Source organism: Bacillus sp. SRB_331 (genome assembly GCF_003264175.1).
In the GTDB taxonomy this organism is placed as follows: domain Bacteria; phylum Bacillota; class Bacilli; order Bacillales; family Bacillaceae_G; genus Bacillus_A; species Bacillus_A mycoides.
In genome coordinates this window covers 1-15,539 of sequence record NZ_NADV01000069.1, presented here as the reverse complement: position 1 = coordinate 15,539, position 15,539 = coordinate 1, and the positions used below count along the sequence as shown (strand labels likewise).

The window sequence follows — 15,539 nt, the reverse complement described above, 5'->3', positions numbered from 1 at the left end:
CGTTCACGTTGTTTGTTTCGTTCAGTTTTCAAAGAACTTGTTTGCCGCTCATTTGCGACTCCCTTATGTTAACATCTTCGTTAGTTAATGTCAACTAAGTTTTTCATTTCGTTTGTCGCTTTCTGCGTTGTTGCTATCGGCGACTTGTTTTATATTACACCTCTAAACTCTAATCGTCAATATGTTTTTCTAAAAAAATATAAAAAGGCTTATTCCTTTTAAAATAAGCCTTTTTATCCTATAACATTCTATTCATTTATTATTTTTCTATAATTGGTAATGAAACGATGAACTGAACAATCCCGTCCTCATACTCAGCTCGAATACTACCACCTTGCAACTCAACAATACTTTTCGCAATAGCTAATCCGAGCCCCGAACCTTCTGTTACTCTACTTCTTGATTGATCTTTCTTATAAAACCGTTCAAACAAGTTCCCTAACTCTTCTCTCGTAAACTCTTCACTATGATTCGCAATAACAATTTGTATATTCCTGCGCTGCCTTTGAAGAGAAACTTTTATCTCTCCGTCATCTTTACTATACTTAATTGCATTCATTAGTAAGTTGTCGAATACACGAACCATCTTTTCCGAATCAATCATCGCATATGCACGTTCCTCAGGAAACTTCTTAACAAACATAAGCCCATGCTCTTCCGCTTGTGGTACTAACTCTTCTATTAATTGATCAAGTAACTCATTTACACACACTTCCTGTTTTTCTAATACAACTTGTTCATTCGTTAACTTCGTATACTCAAATAAATCTTCTATTAAATTCTTTAACTGCTCCGACTTTGCAAAAGCAATTCTCGTATACTCATCATGTTGTTCTTTATTTTCATATTTAGAATCTCGAAGTAATCGCAAGTAACCCATTATAGAAGTCAGTGGTGTACGTAAATCGTGTGATACATTCGTAATAAGCTCATTCTTTTGCTTCTCTAATTTACGTTCCTTTTCTATATTATTCATAAGCTCTTCCGCCATATTATTAATATTCTCAGTTAAAGACGCAATCTCATCTTCACCTTTTTTCTCAATACGGTACGCTAAGTTTCCTTTTTCTATTTCCTTTACACCTTGTGCCATCGCTTCAATTTGCTTCATCTTTCTCTTTGTTATATAGAAGAAAGAGAAAATAAATACAAGTACACCTATGAAAAACGGAAACGGTCCTTCTTGCGTATCATATATTACTTCACCTTCTGGAATCCCACTAACAAACATGTATAAATTCTTATCTTCTATTGTAATAGGTGCAAAAGCTATAAATTCTTTTCTCGTACTTTCAAATTCTTTTCTACCATTCATATAATTAATCGCAAACGATGATGCATTACGAATTGTATTATGCAAATCAATTTGCTCTTCTTGCGCCTGCTTCGTTTTATATAAAACTTTACCGCTCTCGTCAGTGACCAATACTTTTAAAGCTCTAGAGTTTTGTTCTAAATTTTGATTCTCTATTTCAATCATAGTTGATATAGCTTCTAATTTATTTTCATGAACTGAACTATTTGCCACGCTTTGAGCTTGTTGATTAATTTGTTCCATACCAACCCGATAATCGATCGTCGCCTCTCGATTCGCATTCTCAAAAAACGGTGCTGCTGCCTTCGCTGACAAAATCCCTAACAACGCACAAGCAGTAAACGCAGTAATAAGTTGAATTCGTATACTCCGTTTCACACTCTTCACTATCTTTCCAATTAATTCTCGAATTTTCCTAACATAAGTAAATGGATTAAATATCTTTTTCAATCTTATACCCCACTCCCCATACTGTTTTTATATATATCGGCTTCCTTGGATTCTCCTCAATCTTTTCACGCACTTTCCGAATATGAACCATTACCGTGTTATCCGACTGGAAAGATCTTTCGTTCCAAACCTTTTCATAAATTTGTTCCGCACTAAAGACCATCCCCGGATTACGGACTAGTAATTCTAAAATTGAAAATTCCCTCGGGGTCAGCTTCACTTCTTCTCCATCCACAATGACTGCATGAGTGGAGATGTTTATTTTCATCTCTCCAATTTCTAACTCGTCCTCATTTTGAATAGCAAAGCCATTCATTTTCATATAACGACGTAGCTGCGATTTAATTCTTGCGATTAACTCTAACGGATTAAACGGTTTTGCTACATAATCATCTGCACCTGTTGTTAATCCTAAAATTTTATCCATATCTTGCGTTTTTGCCGAAAGCATAATAATCGGCATTTCCTTCGCTTCCCTTACTTTCATACACATATGAATACCATCTACTTTCGGCATCATAATATCTAATACGACTAAGTGCACTTCATTTTCTTCTAATATACGTAACCCTTCTTCTCCGTCCCCTGCTTGCAGTACTTTATATCCTTCGTTCTTTAAATAAATTGTAATAAGGTTCCTAATTTCTTTTTCATCATCTACGACAAGTATTGTTTCCCCGGCCATACTATCTCCCCCATCACTTTTTTAATCCCTAACTTCTATTATAAGAAAACTTCTGAAGAAAAACGCTCGGAAATCCTTAAGATTTTCTGAAGACGCAAAAAAGGTCTAGACTCCCCTCAAGTCTAGACCTTTCAAAAAACCCCTTTTATTTACGAACGTAGATGAAATATAGTACGAATAAAACTCCCATAACATACATAATTGGATGAATCTCTTTACGACGACCACTCACAACCATTGTAATTGGATAGAAGATAAACCCGATTGCAATTCCTGTTGCGATACTATACGTAAGTGGCATTGAAATGATAGTAAAGAATGCTGGTACTGCAATCTCGAATTTCTTCCAATCAATTTCGCCTAAAGATGAAACCATCAAGATCCCCACAATAATTAATGCTGGCGCTGTTACAGCTGGTGTCACAACACTTAATAGCGGTGAGAAGAATAGCGCTAGCAAGAAGAACCCTGCTGTTACAACTGCTGTAAATCCAGAACGTCCACCCGCTGCTACCCCTGCAGAAGATTCAATATAAGACGTTGTTGTTGATGTACCTAAAATCGCACCAATTACAGTTGCAATCGCATCTGCAAATAACGCTTTACCTGCACGTGGTAATTTATTGTTCTTCATTAATCCCGCTTGATTCGCAACCGCTACAAGCGTACCTGCTGTATCAAAGAAATCGATAAAGAAGAACGTTATAATAACAATCGCCATTTCAACAGTGAAAATGTCTCCAAAGTGAGTTAACGCTACCCCGAACGTTGGTTCTAGACTCGGTATTGCTCCCACTACAGCTTTTGGTGTATCAATTAATCCAGTCGCTACTCCTAAGATCGCCGTAAGGATCATACCGTAGAAAACTGCACCATTTATTTTTTTAATCATGAAAATGATTGTAGTAACAACTCCGAAGATTGCTAGTAACGTTGTGCCCTTTGTTAAGTCCCCCAACCCAACAAGAACAGCATCATTCTTTACGATAATTCCAGCGTTTTGGAATCCAAGGAAGGCAATGAATAATCCAATACCCGCCGCTACTGCAAACTTTAACTCTACTGGAATTGCATTAATGATTTTTTCACGAATACCTGAAGCAGTAAGAATAATAAAGATAATACCTGACATTAATGTTCCAGCAATTGCCGTTTGCCACGGAATTCCCATCGTTAACACCGCTGTATAAGCAAAGAACGCGTTTATTCCCATACCTGGCGCTAAAGCAATCGGATACTTCGCAAATATCCCCATGATTAACGAACCAATCGCCGCTGCTAATGCTGTAGCAACGAATACTGCACCTGGATCCATTCCTGTACCTGCCGGTAATCCTTTAACATTTCCAAGTGACAGCGTAGCAGGATTGACAAATAGTACGTAAGCCATAGATAGAAATGTCGTTAAACCTGCTATGAACTCTGTTTTATAATTTGTGCCGAGTTCATCAAACTGAAAATAGCGTTTCATCTTACGTTTCCCCCGTTATATGATTACTCGCCGTATTTCACCCTAGCCCTCTTTTATCTATAAAAATAAAAAAGGCTTCCATTGCATATACATGGAAGCGTTCTATGAATAAAGACAAGTTTCCCCTCATCTTTATCAAAACGCCTCGTAGTCAAGCCATTTACGGTAGCTAGGTAGAAACTTTCGGGCCATATCCCCGATATTATACGACGGCATAATATTCACTTTTCGTTTGAATTACATACTCATATTAACTCGAGGAGGTGGTTTTGTCAATTTAAAAACGAACATTTTTATAAATTTTTATATTTTCGTTCGTATTAAGGGTAAAAACAAAAAGATCCATCTATACATAAATGATAGATGGATCCTTTTTATTACAATACTATTCCCACTCAATAGTTGCTGGTGGCTTACTCGTTATATCATACACGATACGGTTAACGTGTTTTACTTCGTTTACGATACGTACAGAGATTTTCTCTAATACATCCCAAGGGATACGTGCCCAGTCAGCTGTCATACCGTCGATAGATGTTACTGCACGAATACCTACTGTGTAATCGTAAGTACGCTCGTCACCCATAACACCTACACTACGCATACCAGGAAGCGCAGTGAAGTATTGCCAAACTTCACGGTCTAATCCTGCTTTTATAATTTCTTCACGTAAAATTGCATCAGATTCACGAACGATTTCTAATTTCTCTTCTGTAATTTCACCTAATACACGAATACCAAGTCCTGGACCTGGGAACGGTTGACGCCATACGATTTCATCAGGAATTCCTAGTTCTGATCCTAATACACGTACTTCGTCTTTAAATAAAGTATTTAAAGGCTCAATTAATTTGAACTGCATGTCTTCTGGAAGTCCACCAACGTTATGGTGAGATTTAATTGTTTGTGCAGTTGCTGTACCACTTTCAACGATATCCGTGTAAAGTGTACCTTGCGCTAGGAAGTCCATTCCTTGTAATTTAGAAGCTTCATCATCAAATACGTAAATGAATTCATTACCGATGATTTTACGTTTTTGCTCTGGATCTTCTACACCTTTTAACTTGTTCATGAAGCGCTCTTGTGCATCCACTTTAATAACGTTCATATGGAAGCCTTCGCTAAATGTTTTCATAACACCTTCTGCTTCATCTTTACGAAGTAAACCGTGGTCCACGAAAATACATGTTAATTGGTCACCAATGGCTTTATGGATTAATACTGCTACAACAGAAGAGTCTACACCGCCACTAAGTGCGCATAATACTTTTTTGTCTCCAACAGTTTCACGGATCTTCTCTAATTCTACTTCGATAAAGTTCTCCATGTTCCATCCTTCAGAACAACCACATACGCCGAATACGAAGTTTTTAATTAAATCGTTACCGTGCTCAGAGTGACGTACTTCTGGGTGGAATTGTACACCGTATAAGTTTTTGTCTTCATTGCTCATACCAGCAATTGGACAAGACTCACTTGTTGCATCTACTACGAATCCTTCAGGTAAACCAGTTACTAAGTCACCATGGCTCATCCATACAACTTGCTCTTCTGGAAGGTTCGCATATAATTTTGATTCGTTCTCTACTTTAAGAACAGCTTTTCCATACTCCCGGTGGTTGGCACGTTCTACTTTACCACCGAAGTGTTGCGTCATAAGCTGCATACCGTAACAGATACCGAAAATCGGTAATCCTAGCTCAAAGATTTTTTCATCACAATGTAATGCGCCTTCACCGTATACACTATTTGGTCCACCAGAGAAAATAATCCCTTTTGGATTCATTGCTTTAATTTCTTCTGCAGTAATTGTATGTGGATGAAGTTCACTGTATACACCGAACTCACGAATTCGACGTGCTATTAACTGATTGTACTGACTCCCAAAATCTAAAACGATAATTGTATCATGCTGCTTCTTCAAAATAATCACCCCAACGTTAGTTCTCGTATATAAATATTTTCACCAATTTGGCGAAAAGCATTACTAATATAATAAAAAAAGCCAGTCCTCCGCCTCTAGTCTCATGACAAAGAAAAGGCAGGGGTCTGGCTTTATAAAGAAAGATAGTCTTCCGCTCTTTATAAATATAAGACGCACTGCCTTCATAGTCAGGTTGTTTACGGTAACCCGGTAGAGACTCTCAAACCATATCATCGAGGATATATGAAGGATTGTTTTATATTATCTTCCTAGATTCTAACAATGAAGTATCGGTATGGTCAAGAGAGAAAGCGACAAAATTCTACAGAAATTATTTTCCTGCGCTCAAAAACATAAAAAAACATCCACTTCTATATAGAAGTGGATGTTTTTCGGGAGAACGGAATTACATCATTCCGCCCATACCGCCCATGCCCATGCCGCCCATGTCAGGCATTGCTGGTGCATTTGGTTCTGGCTTGTCAGCAACTACAGCTTCAGTCGTTAAGAACATAGCTGCAACAGATGCTGCGTTTTGAAGTGCAGAACGAGTTACTTTAGCTGGATCTACGATACCAGACTCAAGCATGTTAACCCATTCGCCAGTAGCTGCGTTGAAACCAACGCCTACTTTTTCGCCTTTTAGACGCTCTACAACTACAGATCCTTCTAGACCAGCGTTGATTGCGATTTGACGAACTGGCTCTTCTAGTGCACGAAGTACGATGTTGATACCTGTTGCTTCGTCGCCTTCAGCTTCGATAGAAGCTACTTTTGTGTATACGTTCATAAGTGAAGTACCACCACCTGCAACGATACCTTCTTCTACTGCTGCACGAGTTGAGTTAAGTGCATCTTCAATGCGAAGTTTGCGCTCTTTTAACTCAGTTTCAGTTGCTGCACCTACTTTAATTACTGCTACACCGCCCGCAAGTTTAGCAAGACGCTCTTGTAATTTTTCACGATCGAATTCAGAAGTAGTTTCTTCTAATTGCGCGCGGATTTGACCGATGCGAGCTTCGATTTGTTGTGAATTTCCAATACCTTCAACTACAGTTGTGTTTTCTTTCGTTACAACAATTTTACCAGCGCGTCCTAAAGATTCAACTGTAGCAGATTTTAAGTCACGTCCTAATTCTTCAGTGATTACTTCGCCACCAGTTAAGATTGCGATATCTTCTAGCATTGCTTTACGACGGTCACCAAATCCAGGAGCTTTAACAGCAACTACATTGAATGTACCACGAAGTTTGTTCACTACTAATGTAGCTAACGCTTCGCCTTCTACATCTTCAGCAATGATAAGAAGTGGTTTACCTTGTTGTACCACTTGCTCTAATACTGGTAAGATTTCTTGAATGTTAGAAATCTTTTTGTCAGTAATTAAAATGTATGGGTTATCAAGAACTGCTTCCATTTTGTCAGAATCAGTAATCATGTAAGGAGATGCATATCCACGATCAAATTGCATACCTTCTACTACGTCTAATTCTGTTGTGAATCCTTTAGATTCTTCTAAAGTAATAACGCCGTCGTTACCAACGCGCTCCATTGCTTCAGCGATTAATTGACCTACTTCTTCGTCAGCCGAAGAAATAGCAGCTACTTGTGCGATAGAAGATTTACCTTCGATTGGTTTAGAAATCGCTTTTAATTCTTCAATTGCAGCAGTAACAGCTTTTTCGATACCTTTACGAAGACCCATTGGGTTTGCACCAGCTGTTACGTTTTTAAGACCTTCACGAATCATAGCTTGCGCTAATACAGTTGCAGTTGTCGTTCCGTCACCAGCTACATCGTTTGTTTTGCTAGCAACTTCTGCTACTAATTTCGCACCCATGTTTTCGAATGCATCTTCTAATTCGATTTCTTTTGCGATTGTTACACCGTCATTTGTAATAAGTGGTGAACCGAATTTTTTCTCAAGTACAACGTTACGACCTTTTGGTCCAAGCGTTACTTTTACTGCGTTTGCAAGAGTGTCGACACCGCGAAGCATCGAACGACGTGCTTCTTCACTAAATTTAATATCTTTTGCCATAATAATTGACCCCCTTGGATTTTTAAAATGTATATAATTAACCGATAATTGCTAAAATGTCACTTTCACGTAAAATCAAGTAGTCTGTACCTTCGTATTTCACTTCAGTACCTGCATATTTTGAGAAGATGATAAGATCACCTGCTGCTACCTCTAAAGCAACACGCTCACCATTTTCAAGCACTCGGCCTGTACCTACTGCAATAACTTTACCCTCTTGTGGTTTTTCTTTTGCAGTTTCTGGTAATACAATACCACTTGCTGTTTTTTCTTCTGCTTGAACAAGTTCAATTACAACGCGATCACCTAATGGCTTTAGCATGAACAATAACCTCCTCATTTTGTTATGTAAATTTTATTTATTAGCACTCAAGTCACACGAGTGCTAACACACTTCTAATAATAAATAATCTCAATTTCTTTTGCAAGTAAAAAAATCATAATTTTTTCGCAAATTACTTTATGCACTTTCCTAGATATCATTACTTCTTCTACTGCCTTTACTATATGAATCGTTGTTCCCACTTCTTGTATGTTACAATATGAAAGACACCCTAAGTTGTTTTCGCTAAACGTACAACTTTTTCCTGTCTCCTATTTTATTTTCAAATACTTATTTACAAAAAAAATATAATTCAAATGAAAGTTTATATCGTAGGTAGCATATTTACATGTTATCCTACCTTATCTCATACACTAGCGTTAGAAAGGATGGTTAAACCATTTGAAGAAACAATATTGGTGGATTATCGTTACATACATTTTAATGCAGTTATCAGGCATTGCCGGGTTACCGCTTCTCCTGAAAACTGGACTATACGATAATAGGGGATTTACTAGAGATGAAAAACTTCAGCTCATAACTGGTCATTGGGCTATCATTAGCTTTTTCATTGCATTATGCGTTGTACTTTGGTTACTCAGAACAGACATTCGTGACAGGCATTTAGATAAAATGCGCTCTACTGTTCCAGCTACAATTGGGTGGATTTTTATTGGTTTCTTCTTAGCGCTGTTCTCACAAAGCATTGCCGGTATGATCGAAATGCGTTTATTAGGGATTACACCGGGATCTGAAAATACAGCAAGACTTATGGACATCGCAAGAACGACACCTTGGTTCCTTATTGTCATATCTATAATAGGACCTATTTTGGAAGAAATCGTATTTAGAAAAATTTTATTCGGTACACTTTATAAGAAGTTTAACTTCTTTATTGCCGCTATTATTAGTTCACTTGTATTCGCGGCGATTCATTTTGATTTTACTCACTTATTGGTATACACTTCTATGGGGCTCGTATTCGCCTTTTTATATGTAAAAACGAAACGAATTATAGTTCCTATTGCAGCTCATGTTGCAATGAATACATTAGTTGCAGTTGCCCAAGTTGTAGTAAGCAATGAGCAAATTCAAGAAATGATTAAAGAAGCTGAAAAAATGCAAGGCTTTATCGGAGGATTTTTAGTATGAGAAACTCACCATTGTTCATGGCTGCATTGTACTTTCTTCTTGGATGTATCTTTACACGCTTCGCCATTACGAACGTAACAGATACAATCTGGAATATGTGGACAATACTATTTGCAGTTATGGCAACAATTGATTTTAATTTGGCACTTCGCCTTATCTTAGTTAAATTCACAAAGAAAAAACAATAATAAAACGCAGAGGTCATCTCCTCTGCGTTTTATTGTGGATAATTCTTCAAAAAGTAAACAAGTGTTTGTAACTCTACAGCTAAATCAATGTGATGAATCCTTATATTCTCTGACACATTTAAGCGTGCTGGTGTGAAATTTAAAATACCATGCACGTTCGTTTCTGCCAATCTATCTGCCACAGATTGCGCTACTGTAGCGGGTACCGTTAATATTGCCACTTGTATATCAGTTGATAAACGTTCTTCTAGTTCATCCAAATGATATACAGGAATGCCTCCGATTTCTGTTCCAACTTTCTCTTCACTAACATCAAACGCCATTTCAATTTTTGTATTATTGTTTTTCGTGAAATTATAATGTAAGAAAGCGGTCCCTAAATTACCTACTCCAATAAGTGCCACGCGTGTTATATCATCTTGGTCGAGTGTTTCACGGAAAAATGATAATAAATAATTTACGTTATATCCATATCCTTTTTTCCCTAACGCTCCAAAATATGAAAAATCTCTTCGAATAGTTGCGGAATCAACCTTTACCGCTTCACTCAATTCGGCTGATGAAACACGTTGCTTACCAGAAAGAGATAAGTTTTGGATAAATCGATAGTATAGAGGCAATCGTTTGGCAGTGGCCTGTGGAATTTTTTGCTGATCCATATAACCTCTCCTCTCTTCCTATCTTTATTCTTATACTTGAATCAAATACAGAAGTTTAGTACTCATGAATTTCCTTGTATAATAAAGAGAAGAAGTATTCTCTCTTTATTTTAAACTATACACTATTTTTAGTATGATTGAGAAATATAAACATGGCAAAGTTAAGAAATTATTTGAGGTGAAAACATTGATATTATTACAAGTGAATGGGCTTTCGAAATTATACGGTGCAGAAACGATTCTTGCAAACATAAAATTGGAAGTACAAACAAAAGATCGTATCGCATTAGTCGGACGAAATGGAGCTGGAAAATCTACATTATTAAAAATAATAGCTGGCGAGTTATCTCATGATGGTGGTGAAATTATAAAACCGAAAGATGTCTCAATGGGGTATTTAGCTCAAAATACCGGATTAGAAACGTCTTTAACAATTTGGGATGAAATGTTAACCGTCTTTACACACTTGCAGCAGATGGAGACAAAACTTCGAAGGCTAGAGCAAGAGATGGGAAAAGAAGAAAACTTTTCAAATGCGGCTATATATGAGAAATTATTAGCTGATTATGACCAATTACAATTAGATTATAAAGATCAAGGCGGCTATCAGTACGAAGCGGATATACGCTCAATTTTAAGCGGTCTTGGCTTCCCAGTTGAAACGCATCAGACGAAAATTTCCACATTAAGTGGTGGACAAAAGACTCGATTAGCTCTTGGGAAATTATTATTAACTAGACCAGACTTACTTATTTTAGACGAACCTACAAACCATTTGGACATTGAGACACTAACATGGCTTGAACAATATTTACAAGGCTATCCTGGCGCGATTTTAATCGTTTCCCATGACCGTTATTTCTTAGATAAACTCGTTACACAAGTATACGAAATTTCTAATAAGGAAAGCCGACGATTTGTTGGTAACTACAGTCAATATTTAGACTCAAAATCAGCTCTATACGAGCAAGAAATGAAGCGTTATGAAAAACAACAAGATGAAATTTCTAAACTGGAAGACTTTGTACAAAAAAATATAGCTCGTGCATCTACGACAAAACGCGCTCAAAGTCGCCGTAAACAATTAGACAGAATGGAAGTATTAACTAGACCATTAGGCGATTCTAAATCAGCTTCCTTCCACTTCGATATTGAAAAACAAAGTGGAAATGATGTTTTACAAGTGAAAGATGCAACCATTGGCTATTATCAGGAACCGATTATTGAACATGTAAATATGCGCTTAACTCGCGGTGACAGTGTTGCCTTAGTTGGGCCAAACGGAATTGGAAAATCTACATTATTAAAATCCATTGTGAATAAGTTACAGCTATTACATGGAAACGTTGCTTTCGGGTCAAACGTATCTGTTGGTTATTATGATCAAGAACAAGCCAACTTAACATCTTCGAAGCGAGTTTTAAATGAATTATGGGATGAATATCCATTGCAGCCCGAAAAAGAAATTCGCACTATACTAGGTAACTTTTTATTCACAGGGGATGATGTACTCAAACCCGTATCTTCTCTTAGTGGTGGACAAAAGGCTCGACTAGCTCTTGCAAAACTTATGATGCAAAAATCCAATTTATTAATTCTCGATGAGCCAACAAACCATCTTGATTTAAATAGTAAAGAGATTTTGGAGAATGCTTTAATTGATTACCCAGGTACTCTTCTATTCGTCTCTCATGACCGCTACTTTATTAATCGCGTAACGACAACCGTTGTTGAGTTATCAACAGAAGGTGCACAAGAATATTTAGGTGATTACGATTATTACGTTGAAAAGAAAAATGAAATGATTGAACGTGCGGAACTAGAGCAAGAAGATGAAGTACCTGTTCAAAAAGTGGTGGCACAAGAAAAATTAAATTATCTCGAAGAAAAAGAACGTAAACAGCTAGAGCGTCAACGTACTCGAAAGATTGAAGAACTGGAACAAAATATCGTAGGCTTAGAAGAAGAAATTGCTACGTTAGAAGATCAGCTTTGCTTACCAGAAATATATGCAGATTATGAAAAGGCTAGTGAAATTACAACTAAAAAGCAAACACTGCAAGAACAGCTTGAAGCTTGTATGGCAGAATGGGAAGAACTGCATATATAAGAGAATTTAAAAGAGGAGGCTGTCTCATAAGTCGGGCTTTTTGACGAGATGACCTCCTTTTTATCTTCTTTTTTGGAATCAATACCATAGTAAATAAAATTATATAACCGATTCGACAAGGATTGACAATAGTAGCACCTTATATAATAAGTGGAGGATGTTTCAAATTTTTTTTTGGCATCTCCTTGTTTTTTATTTCCCAAAAAAGAATTTCTTCAAAGGTCAGACTTCCTCTATGTTATCCACAAGGTTATGCACATATCCACCTTTATAATATAAACTTCCAAATAACTTTTCCACATTATCCACAACTGAATAAAAAGTTATACACATTTTATGTACACAAAAAAACCCAAATTATCAACAGATAATTTGGGTTTTATCCACAAGCTGTGGTTAATTTTGTGTATAACTATGCTTCAATATCTAATCCTGGATTTGCATTTAAAGCTAATGTAGCGCGTTTTCCTTGTTCGTATGCAATTGTACCTGCAGCCGCAATCATCGCTGCATTATCTGTGCATAAAGATAGAGGAGGAATAATTAGCTCTATATTTTCTTTTTGTGCAAATTCTGCTGCTAAACGTGCACGAAGCCCTTTATTAGCAGCTACTCCACCAGCAAGAAGCACTTGTTTTACATTATAAGCATCTGCTGCACGAGACGCTTTCGTTACAAGTACATCTATTACACTTTCTTGGAAACTTGCTGCTAAATCTTCTGGTGCAATTTCTATACCGCGCTGTTTTGCGTTATGCACAGTGTTGATAACTGCTGATTTCAATCCACTAAAGCTGAAATCATACGAATCAGGTTCTAGCCACGCACGAGGCAAATCAATTGTTGGTTTTCCTTCATGCGCAAGGCGATCAATATGAGGACCACCTGGATAAGGCATTGATAATGTACGAGCTACTTTATCGTAAGCTTCTCCTGCCGCATCATCTCGCGTTTCACCAATCACTTCAAATGAACCATGTTCTTTCATATAAACAAGCTCCGTATGTCCACCGGATACAACAAGCGATAGTAACGGGAATTGTACTTCTTTTACTAAACGATTCGCATAAATATGACCAGCAATATGATGAACACCAACTAGAGGGATATCATGAGCAAAAGCCACAGCTTTCGCTGCATTTACACCTATTAAAAGTGCTCCGACTAAACCTGGGCCTTCTGTTACAGCAATTGCATCAATATCCTCAAAAGTGATATTCGCTTCTTTTAAAGCTTCTTCTAACACAACTGTGATTTCTTCTACATGATGACGGGATGCAATCTCTGGTACTACTCCGCCAAAACGCTTATGACTTTCAATTTGCGATGCAACGACATTCGCAATGATTTCCGTTCCATTTTTAACAACTGCTACAGCTGTTTCATCACAGCTTGTTTCAATACCAAGTATAATTGTATTTTTTTCCATTATATATTCACCCACATTACAAGACCATCTTCCTGATTGTCTGCATAGTATCGTTTACGAATCCCACCATTTTGAAATCCGTATTTTCTGTATAACTGCTTTGCTACTTCATTTGACATGCGTACTTCAAGTGTCATTGTTTTTACTCCTAACCCTTTCGCTTCGGAAATGACTTCTTTCAATAAGGCATCCCCTAGCTTTTGACCTCTGTATTCCGGCAGGATAGCTATATTTGTTACATGTGATTCATCAATAATTATCCACAATCCACAATATCCAATTACGAGACCATCTTTTTCTAGCACGACATAATGTGCATGTTCATTCACCTCTAATTCACGGTGAAAGGCATCTGCAGTCCAAGGGGTTGAAAAAGATGCTTCTTCAATAGCTACAATTTGAGCAATATCATCGAGTGCCATCTTTCTAAATATCATATCCATCTTCTGTAGGCCCCTATTGTTTTTGACTTTCTAACCATTTTGTTTCAGCTTCAGCTAAGCGAAGATAGCTAGGAACAAACGTATGCACGTCTTGTTCTTCTTTTTGTAATCCTAAACATGCTAATTCACTTGGTCTTGGGTTATTCTTAGTGAACGAAGCAAATACAGCTTGATCACCTAAATATTCTACAATTGTTTCTTTATGCAATTTAACATCGTTACCAATAAATAAAACAGGCTGTTCTTTATCTTTTAACATTTGCAACCAGTCAACAATAAGAATAATTCGGTCTTCTTCTATTGAAGTTATACGCTCTCCTTCATATGTATATAACCCCGTGTAAATTTGACCACGTCGGCCATCAAATAAAGGACAAATTAGTCCATTAAAATTAGTACCATTTGCAGCCACCACTTCCAAACTTGATACACCTACAATTGGTATTTGAAGTGACCAAGCTAATGTTTTTGCCGCTGTCACACCTATACGAACACCTGTATATGATCCCGGTCCAGCTGCTACAACAATTTTAGTCAATTCTTTCGGTTTTACACCGCATTCTTTTAACAGTTTCTCTACAGCTGGCATAAGACGTACAGAATGGTTTTTTGTTAAATTTGTAATGATTTCCCCAATCACGTTCCCTTCCTCAATAAGGGATACACCCATTACGTAATTTGAAGTATCAATTGCTAGTACTTTCATCTTGTAATAGCTCCTCACATAATCTAATATAGCGATCTCCAATTGGCTCGAGTACAATTTTTCTTGTATCATCTCCAGCATGGAATAAACTAATTTGCAACTTCTCATTCGGTAAATATACTTCTATTAAATGAGCCCATTCTACTACTGTAATCCCTTCACCATAGAAATACTCATCAAATCCTAAATCTTCTTCACTTTCCGCTAAACGATACACATCCATATGATATAGCGGTAATCTTCCTTTATATTCTTTAATAATATTGAAGGTAGGACTATTTACGACTCTTTTCACTCCAAGACCTTTTGCTAGTCCTTTTGTAAAAGTCGTCTTGCCAGCTCCAAGATCACCTTCTAAAATAATTACATCTTTTTCCTTTACAAGTCTCCCTAATTTTTCTGATAATCGCTGGGTTTCTTCGGAAGATTTTGTTGTTATTTCATATTTACTCACAGACTTCACCTACTTTACTCACAATGTTCTCTGCTCTTTATTATACAGGTTTTAAATATATAAAAAAGTCCTTAGGAGTTTTCCTAAGGATAGTTTGACTGTCTTTATTAGTTTTTTGTTAAAACAAATAAAAAAATACGAAACAACTTGTTTCGTTCTTTTCTTTATATAAAATGGCGGTCCCGACCGG

At 37.0% G+C, this 15,539-nt stretch carries 14 protein-coding genes and 2 riboswitches; of the genes, 3 read left to right on the top strand and 11 right to left on the bottom strand.

The window, feature by feature from the left end; translation table 11 throughout:
* Positions 1-259: 259 nt before the first annotated feature.
* From B5P42_RS30030 to groES, 6 genes are all read right to left on the bottom strand, one after another.
* On the bottom strand, positions 260-1,765 hold the full coding sequence (locus B5P42_RS30030; protein ID WP_002124847.1) for a sensor histidine kinase: 1,506 nt from the start codon (positions 1,763-1,765) through the stop codon (positions 260-262).
* Positions 1,749-2,450: a response regulator transcription factor gene (locus tag B5P42_RS30025; protein ID WP_113735940.1), complete on the bottom strand. Its 702-nt coding sequence runs from the start codon at positions 2,448-2,450 to the stop codon at positions 1,749-1,751. Before B5P42_RS30025 ends, B5P42_RS30030 begins: the two co-directional genes overlap by 17 nt.
* A 145-nt stretch (positions 2,451-2,595) precedes the next feature.
* Positions 2,596-3,921, bottom strand: a complete 1,326-nt coding sequence (locus tag B5P42_RS30020; RefSeq protein ID WP_002091603.1) for an NCS2 family permease — start codon at positions 3,919-3,921, stop codon at positions 2,596-2,598.
* A gap of 128 nt (positions 3,922-4,049) precedes the next feature.
* Positions 4,050-4,151, bottom strand: a riboswitch (purine riboswitch).
* A gap of 155 nt (positions 4,152-4,306) precedes the next feature.
* A complete protein-coding gene (gene guaA / locus B5P42_RS30015) occupies positions 4,307-5,845 on the bottom strand; it encodes a glutamine-hydrolyzing GMP synthase (protein ID WP_131248060.1) in 1,539 nt (512 codons plus the stop codon).
* A gap of 165 nt (positions 5,846-6,010) precedes the next feature.
* Positions 6,011-6,112, bottom strand: a riboswitch (purine riboswitch).
* A gap of 139 nt (positions 6,113-6,251) precedes the next feature.
* Positions 6,252-7,886 carry a chaperonin GroEL gene (groL, locus tag B5P42_RS30010; RefSeq protein WP_088034007.1) on the bottom strand — a complete coding sequence of 545 codons (1,635 nt, stop codon included), beginning with the start codon at positions 7,884-7,886 and terminating at the stop codon, positions 6,252-6,254.
* Positions 7,887-7,923: 37 nt separating this feature from the next.
* On the bottom strand, positions 7,924-8,208 hold the full coding sequence (groES, locus tag B5P42_RS30005) for a co-chaperone GroES (RefSeq protein WP_002009985.1): 285 nt from the start codon (positions 8,206-8,208) through the stop codon (positions 7,924-7,926).
* 402 nt (positions 8,209-8,610) lie between these two features.
* Between groES and B5P42_RS30000 the strand changes: the two genes are divergently transcribed.
* On the top strand, positions 8,611-9,360 hold the full coding sequence (locus tag B5P42_RS30000; protein ID WP_044440795.1) for a CPBP family intramembrane glutamic endopeptidase: 750 nt from the start codon (positions 8,611-8,613) through the stop codon (positions 9,358-9,360).
* Positions 9,357-9,548 carry a YdiK family protein gene (locus B5P42_RS29995; RefSeq protein ID WP_001246201.1) on the top strand — a complete coding sequence of 64 codons (192 nt, stop codon included), beginning with the start codon at positions 9,357-9,359 and terminating at the stop codon, positions 9,546-9,548. Before B5P42_RS30000 ends, B5P42_RS29995 begins: the two co-directional genes overlap by 4 nt.
* Positions 9,549-9,577: 29 nt before the next feature.
* On the opposite strand, the gene B5P42_RS29990 is transcribed toward B5P42_RS29995, so the two are convergent.
* Entirely contained in the window at positions 9,578-10,207 is a 630-nt protein-coding gene (locus tag B5P42_RS29990; RefSeq protein WP_000372704.1) for a redox-sensing transcriptional repressor Rex, read from the bottom strand.
* 187 nt (positions 10,208-10,394) lie between these two features.
* On the opposite strand from B5P42_RS29990, the gene B5P42_RS29985 reads away from it, so the two are divergent.
* Positions 10,395-12,317, top strand: a complete 1,923-nt coding sequence (locus tag B5P42_RS29985) for an ABC-F family ATP-binding cassette domain-containing protein (RefSeq protein WP_220089409.1) — start codon at positions 10,395-10,397, stop codon at positions 12,315-12,317.
* Positions 12,318-12,729: 412 nt separating this feature from the next.
* Here the strand turns inward: B5P42_RS29985 and tsaD are convergent, their stop codons facing one another.
* The 4 genes from tsaD to tsaE are packed head-to-tail and all read right to left on the bottom strand — an operon-like array spanning position 12,730 to position 15,349.
* Complete coding sequence (gene tsaD / locus B5P42_RS29980; RefSeq protein ID WP_002009991.1) at positions 12,730-13,746, bottom strand: tRNA (adenosine(37)-N6)-threonylcarbamoyltransferase complex transferase subunit TsaD; 1,017 nt, start codon at positions 13,744-13,746, stop codon at positions 12,730-12,732.
* A complete protein-coding gene (rimI, locus tag B5P42_RS29975; RefSeq protein WP_002063534.1) occupies positions 13,746-14,189 on the bottom strand; it encodes a ribosomal protein S18-alanine N-acetyltransferase in 444 nt (147 codons plus the stop codon). The genes tsaD and rimI overlap by 1 nt, the downstream gene beginning before the upstream one ends.
* Positions 14,190-14,202: 13 nt before the next feature.
* Positions 14,203-14,895, bottom strand: a complete 693-nt coding sequence (tsaB, locus tag B5P42_RS29970) for a tRNA (adenosine(37)-N6)-threonylcarbamoyltransferase complex dimerization subunit type 1 TsaB (protein ID WP_113735938.1) — start codon at positions 14,893-14,895, stop codon at positions 14,203-14,205.
* Positions 14,876-15,349: a tRNA (adenosine(37)-N6)-threonylcarbamoyltransferase complex ATPase subunit type 1 TsaE gene (gene tsaE, locus B5P42_RS29965; RefSeq protein ID WP_016101417.1), complete on the bottom strand. Its 474-nt coding sequence runs from the start codon at positions 15,347-15,349 to the stop codon at positions 14,876-14,878. The genes tsaB and tsaE overlap by 20 nt, the downstream gene beginning before the upstream one ends.
* Between the last annotated feature and the right edge of the window lie 190 nt (positions 15,350-15,539).

Coding starts and splice junctions, on each gene's coding strand:
- B5P42_RS30025 (WP_113735940.1), bottom strand. CDS start 2,450: ATGGCCGGGGAAACAATACTTGTCGTAGATGATGAAAAAGAAATTAGG.
- B5P42_RS30020 (WP_002091603.1), bottom strand. CDS start 3,921: ATGAAACGCTATTTTCAGTTTGATGAACTCGGCACAAATTATAAAACA.
- groL (WP_088034007.1), bottom strand. CDS start 7,886: ATGGCAAAAGATATTAAATTTAGTGAAGAAGCACGTCGTTCGATGCTT.
- groES (WP_002009985.1), bottom strand. CDS start 8,208: ATGCTAAAGCCATTAGGTGATCGCGTTGTAATTGAACTTGTTCAAGCA.
- B5P42_RS29995 (WP_001246201.1), top strand. CDS start 9,357: ATGAGAAACTCACCATTGTTCATGGCTGCATTGTACTTTCTTCTTGGA.
- B5P42_RS29990 (WP_000372704.1), bottom strand. CDS start 10,207: ATGGATCAGCAAAAAATTCCACAGGCCACTGCCAAACGATTGCCTCTA.
- tsaD (WP_002009991.1), bottom strand. CDS start 13,746: ATGGAAAAAAATACAATTATACTTGGTATTGAAACAAGCTGTGATGAA.
- rimI (WP_002063534.1), bottom strand. CDS start 14,189: ATGGATATGATATTTAGAAAGATGGCACTCGATGATATTGCTCAAATT.
- tsaB (WP_113735938.1), bottom strand. CDS start 14,895: ATGAAAGTACTAGCAATTGATACTTCAAATTACGTAATGGGTGTATCC.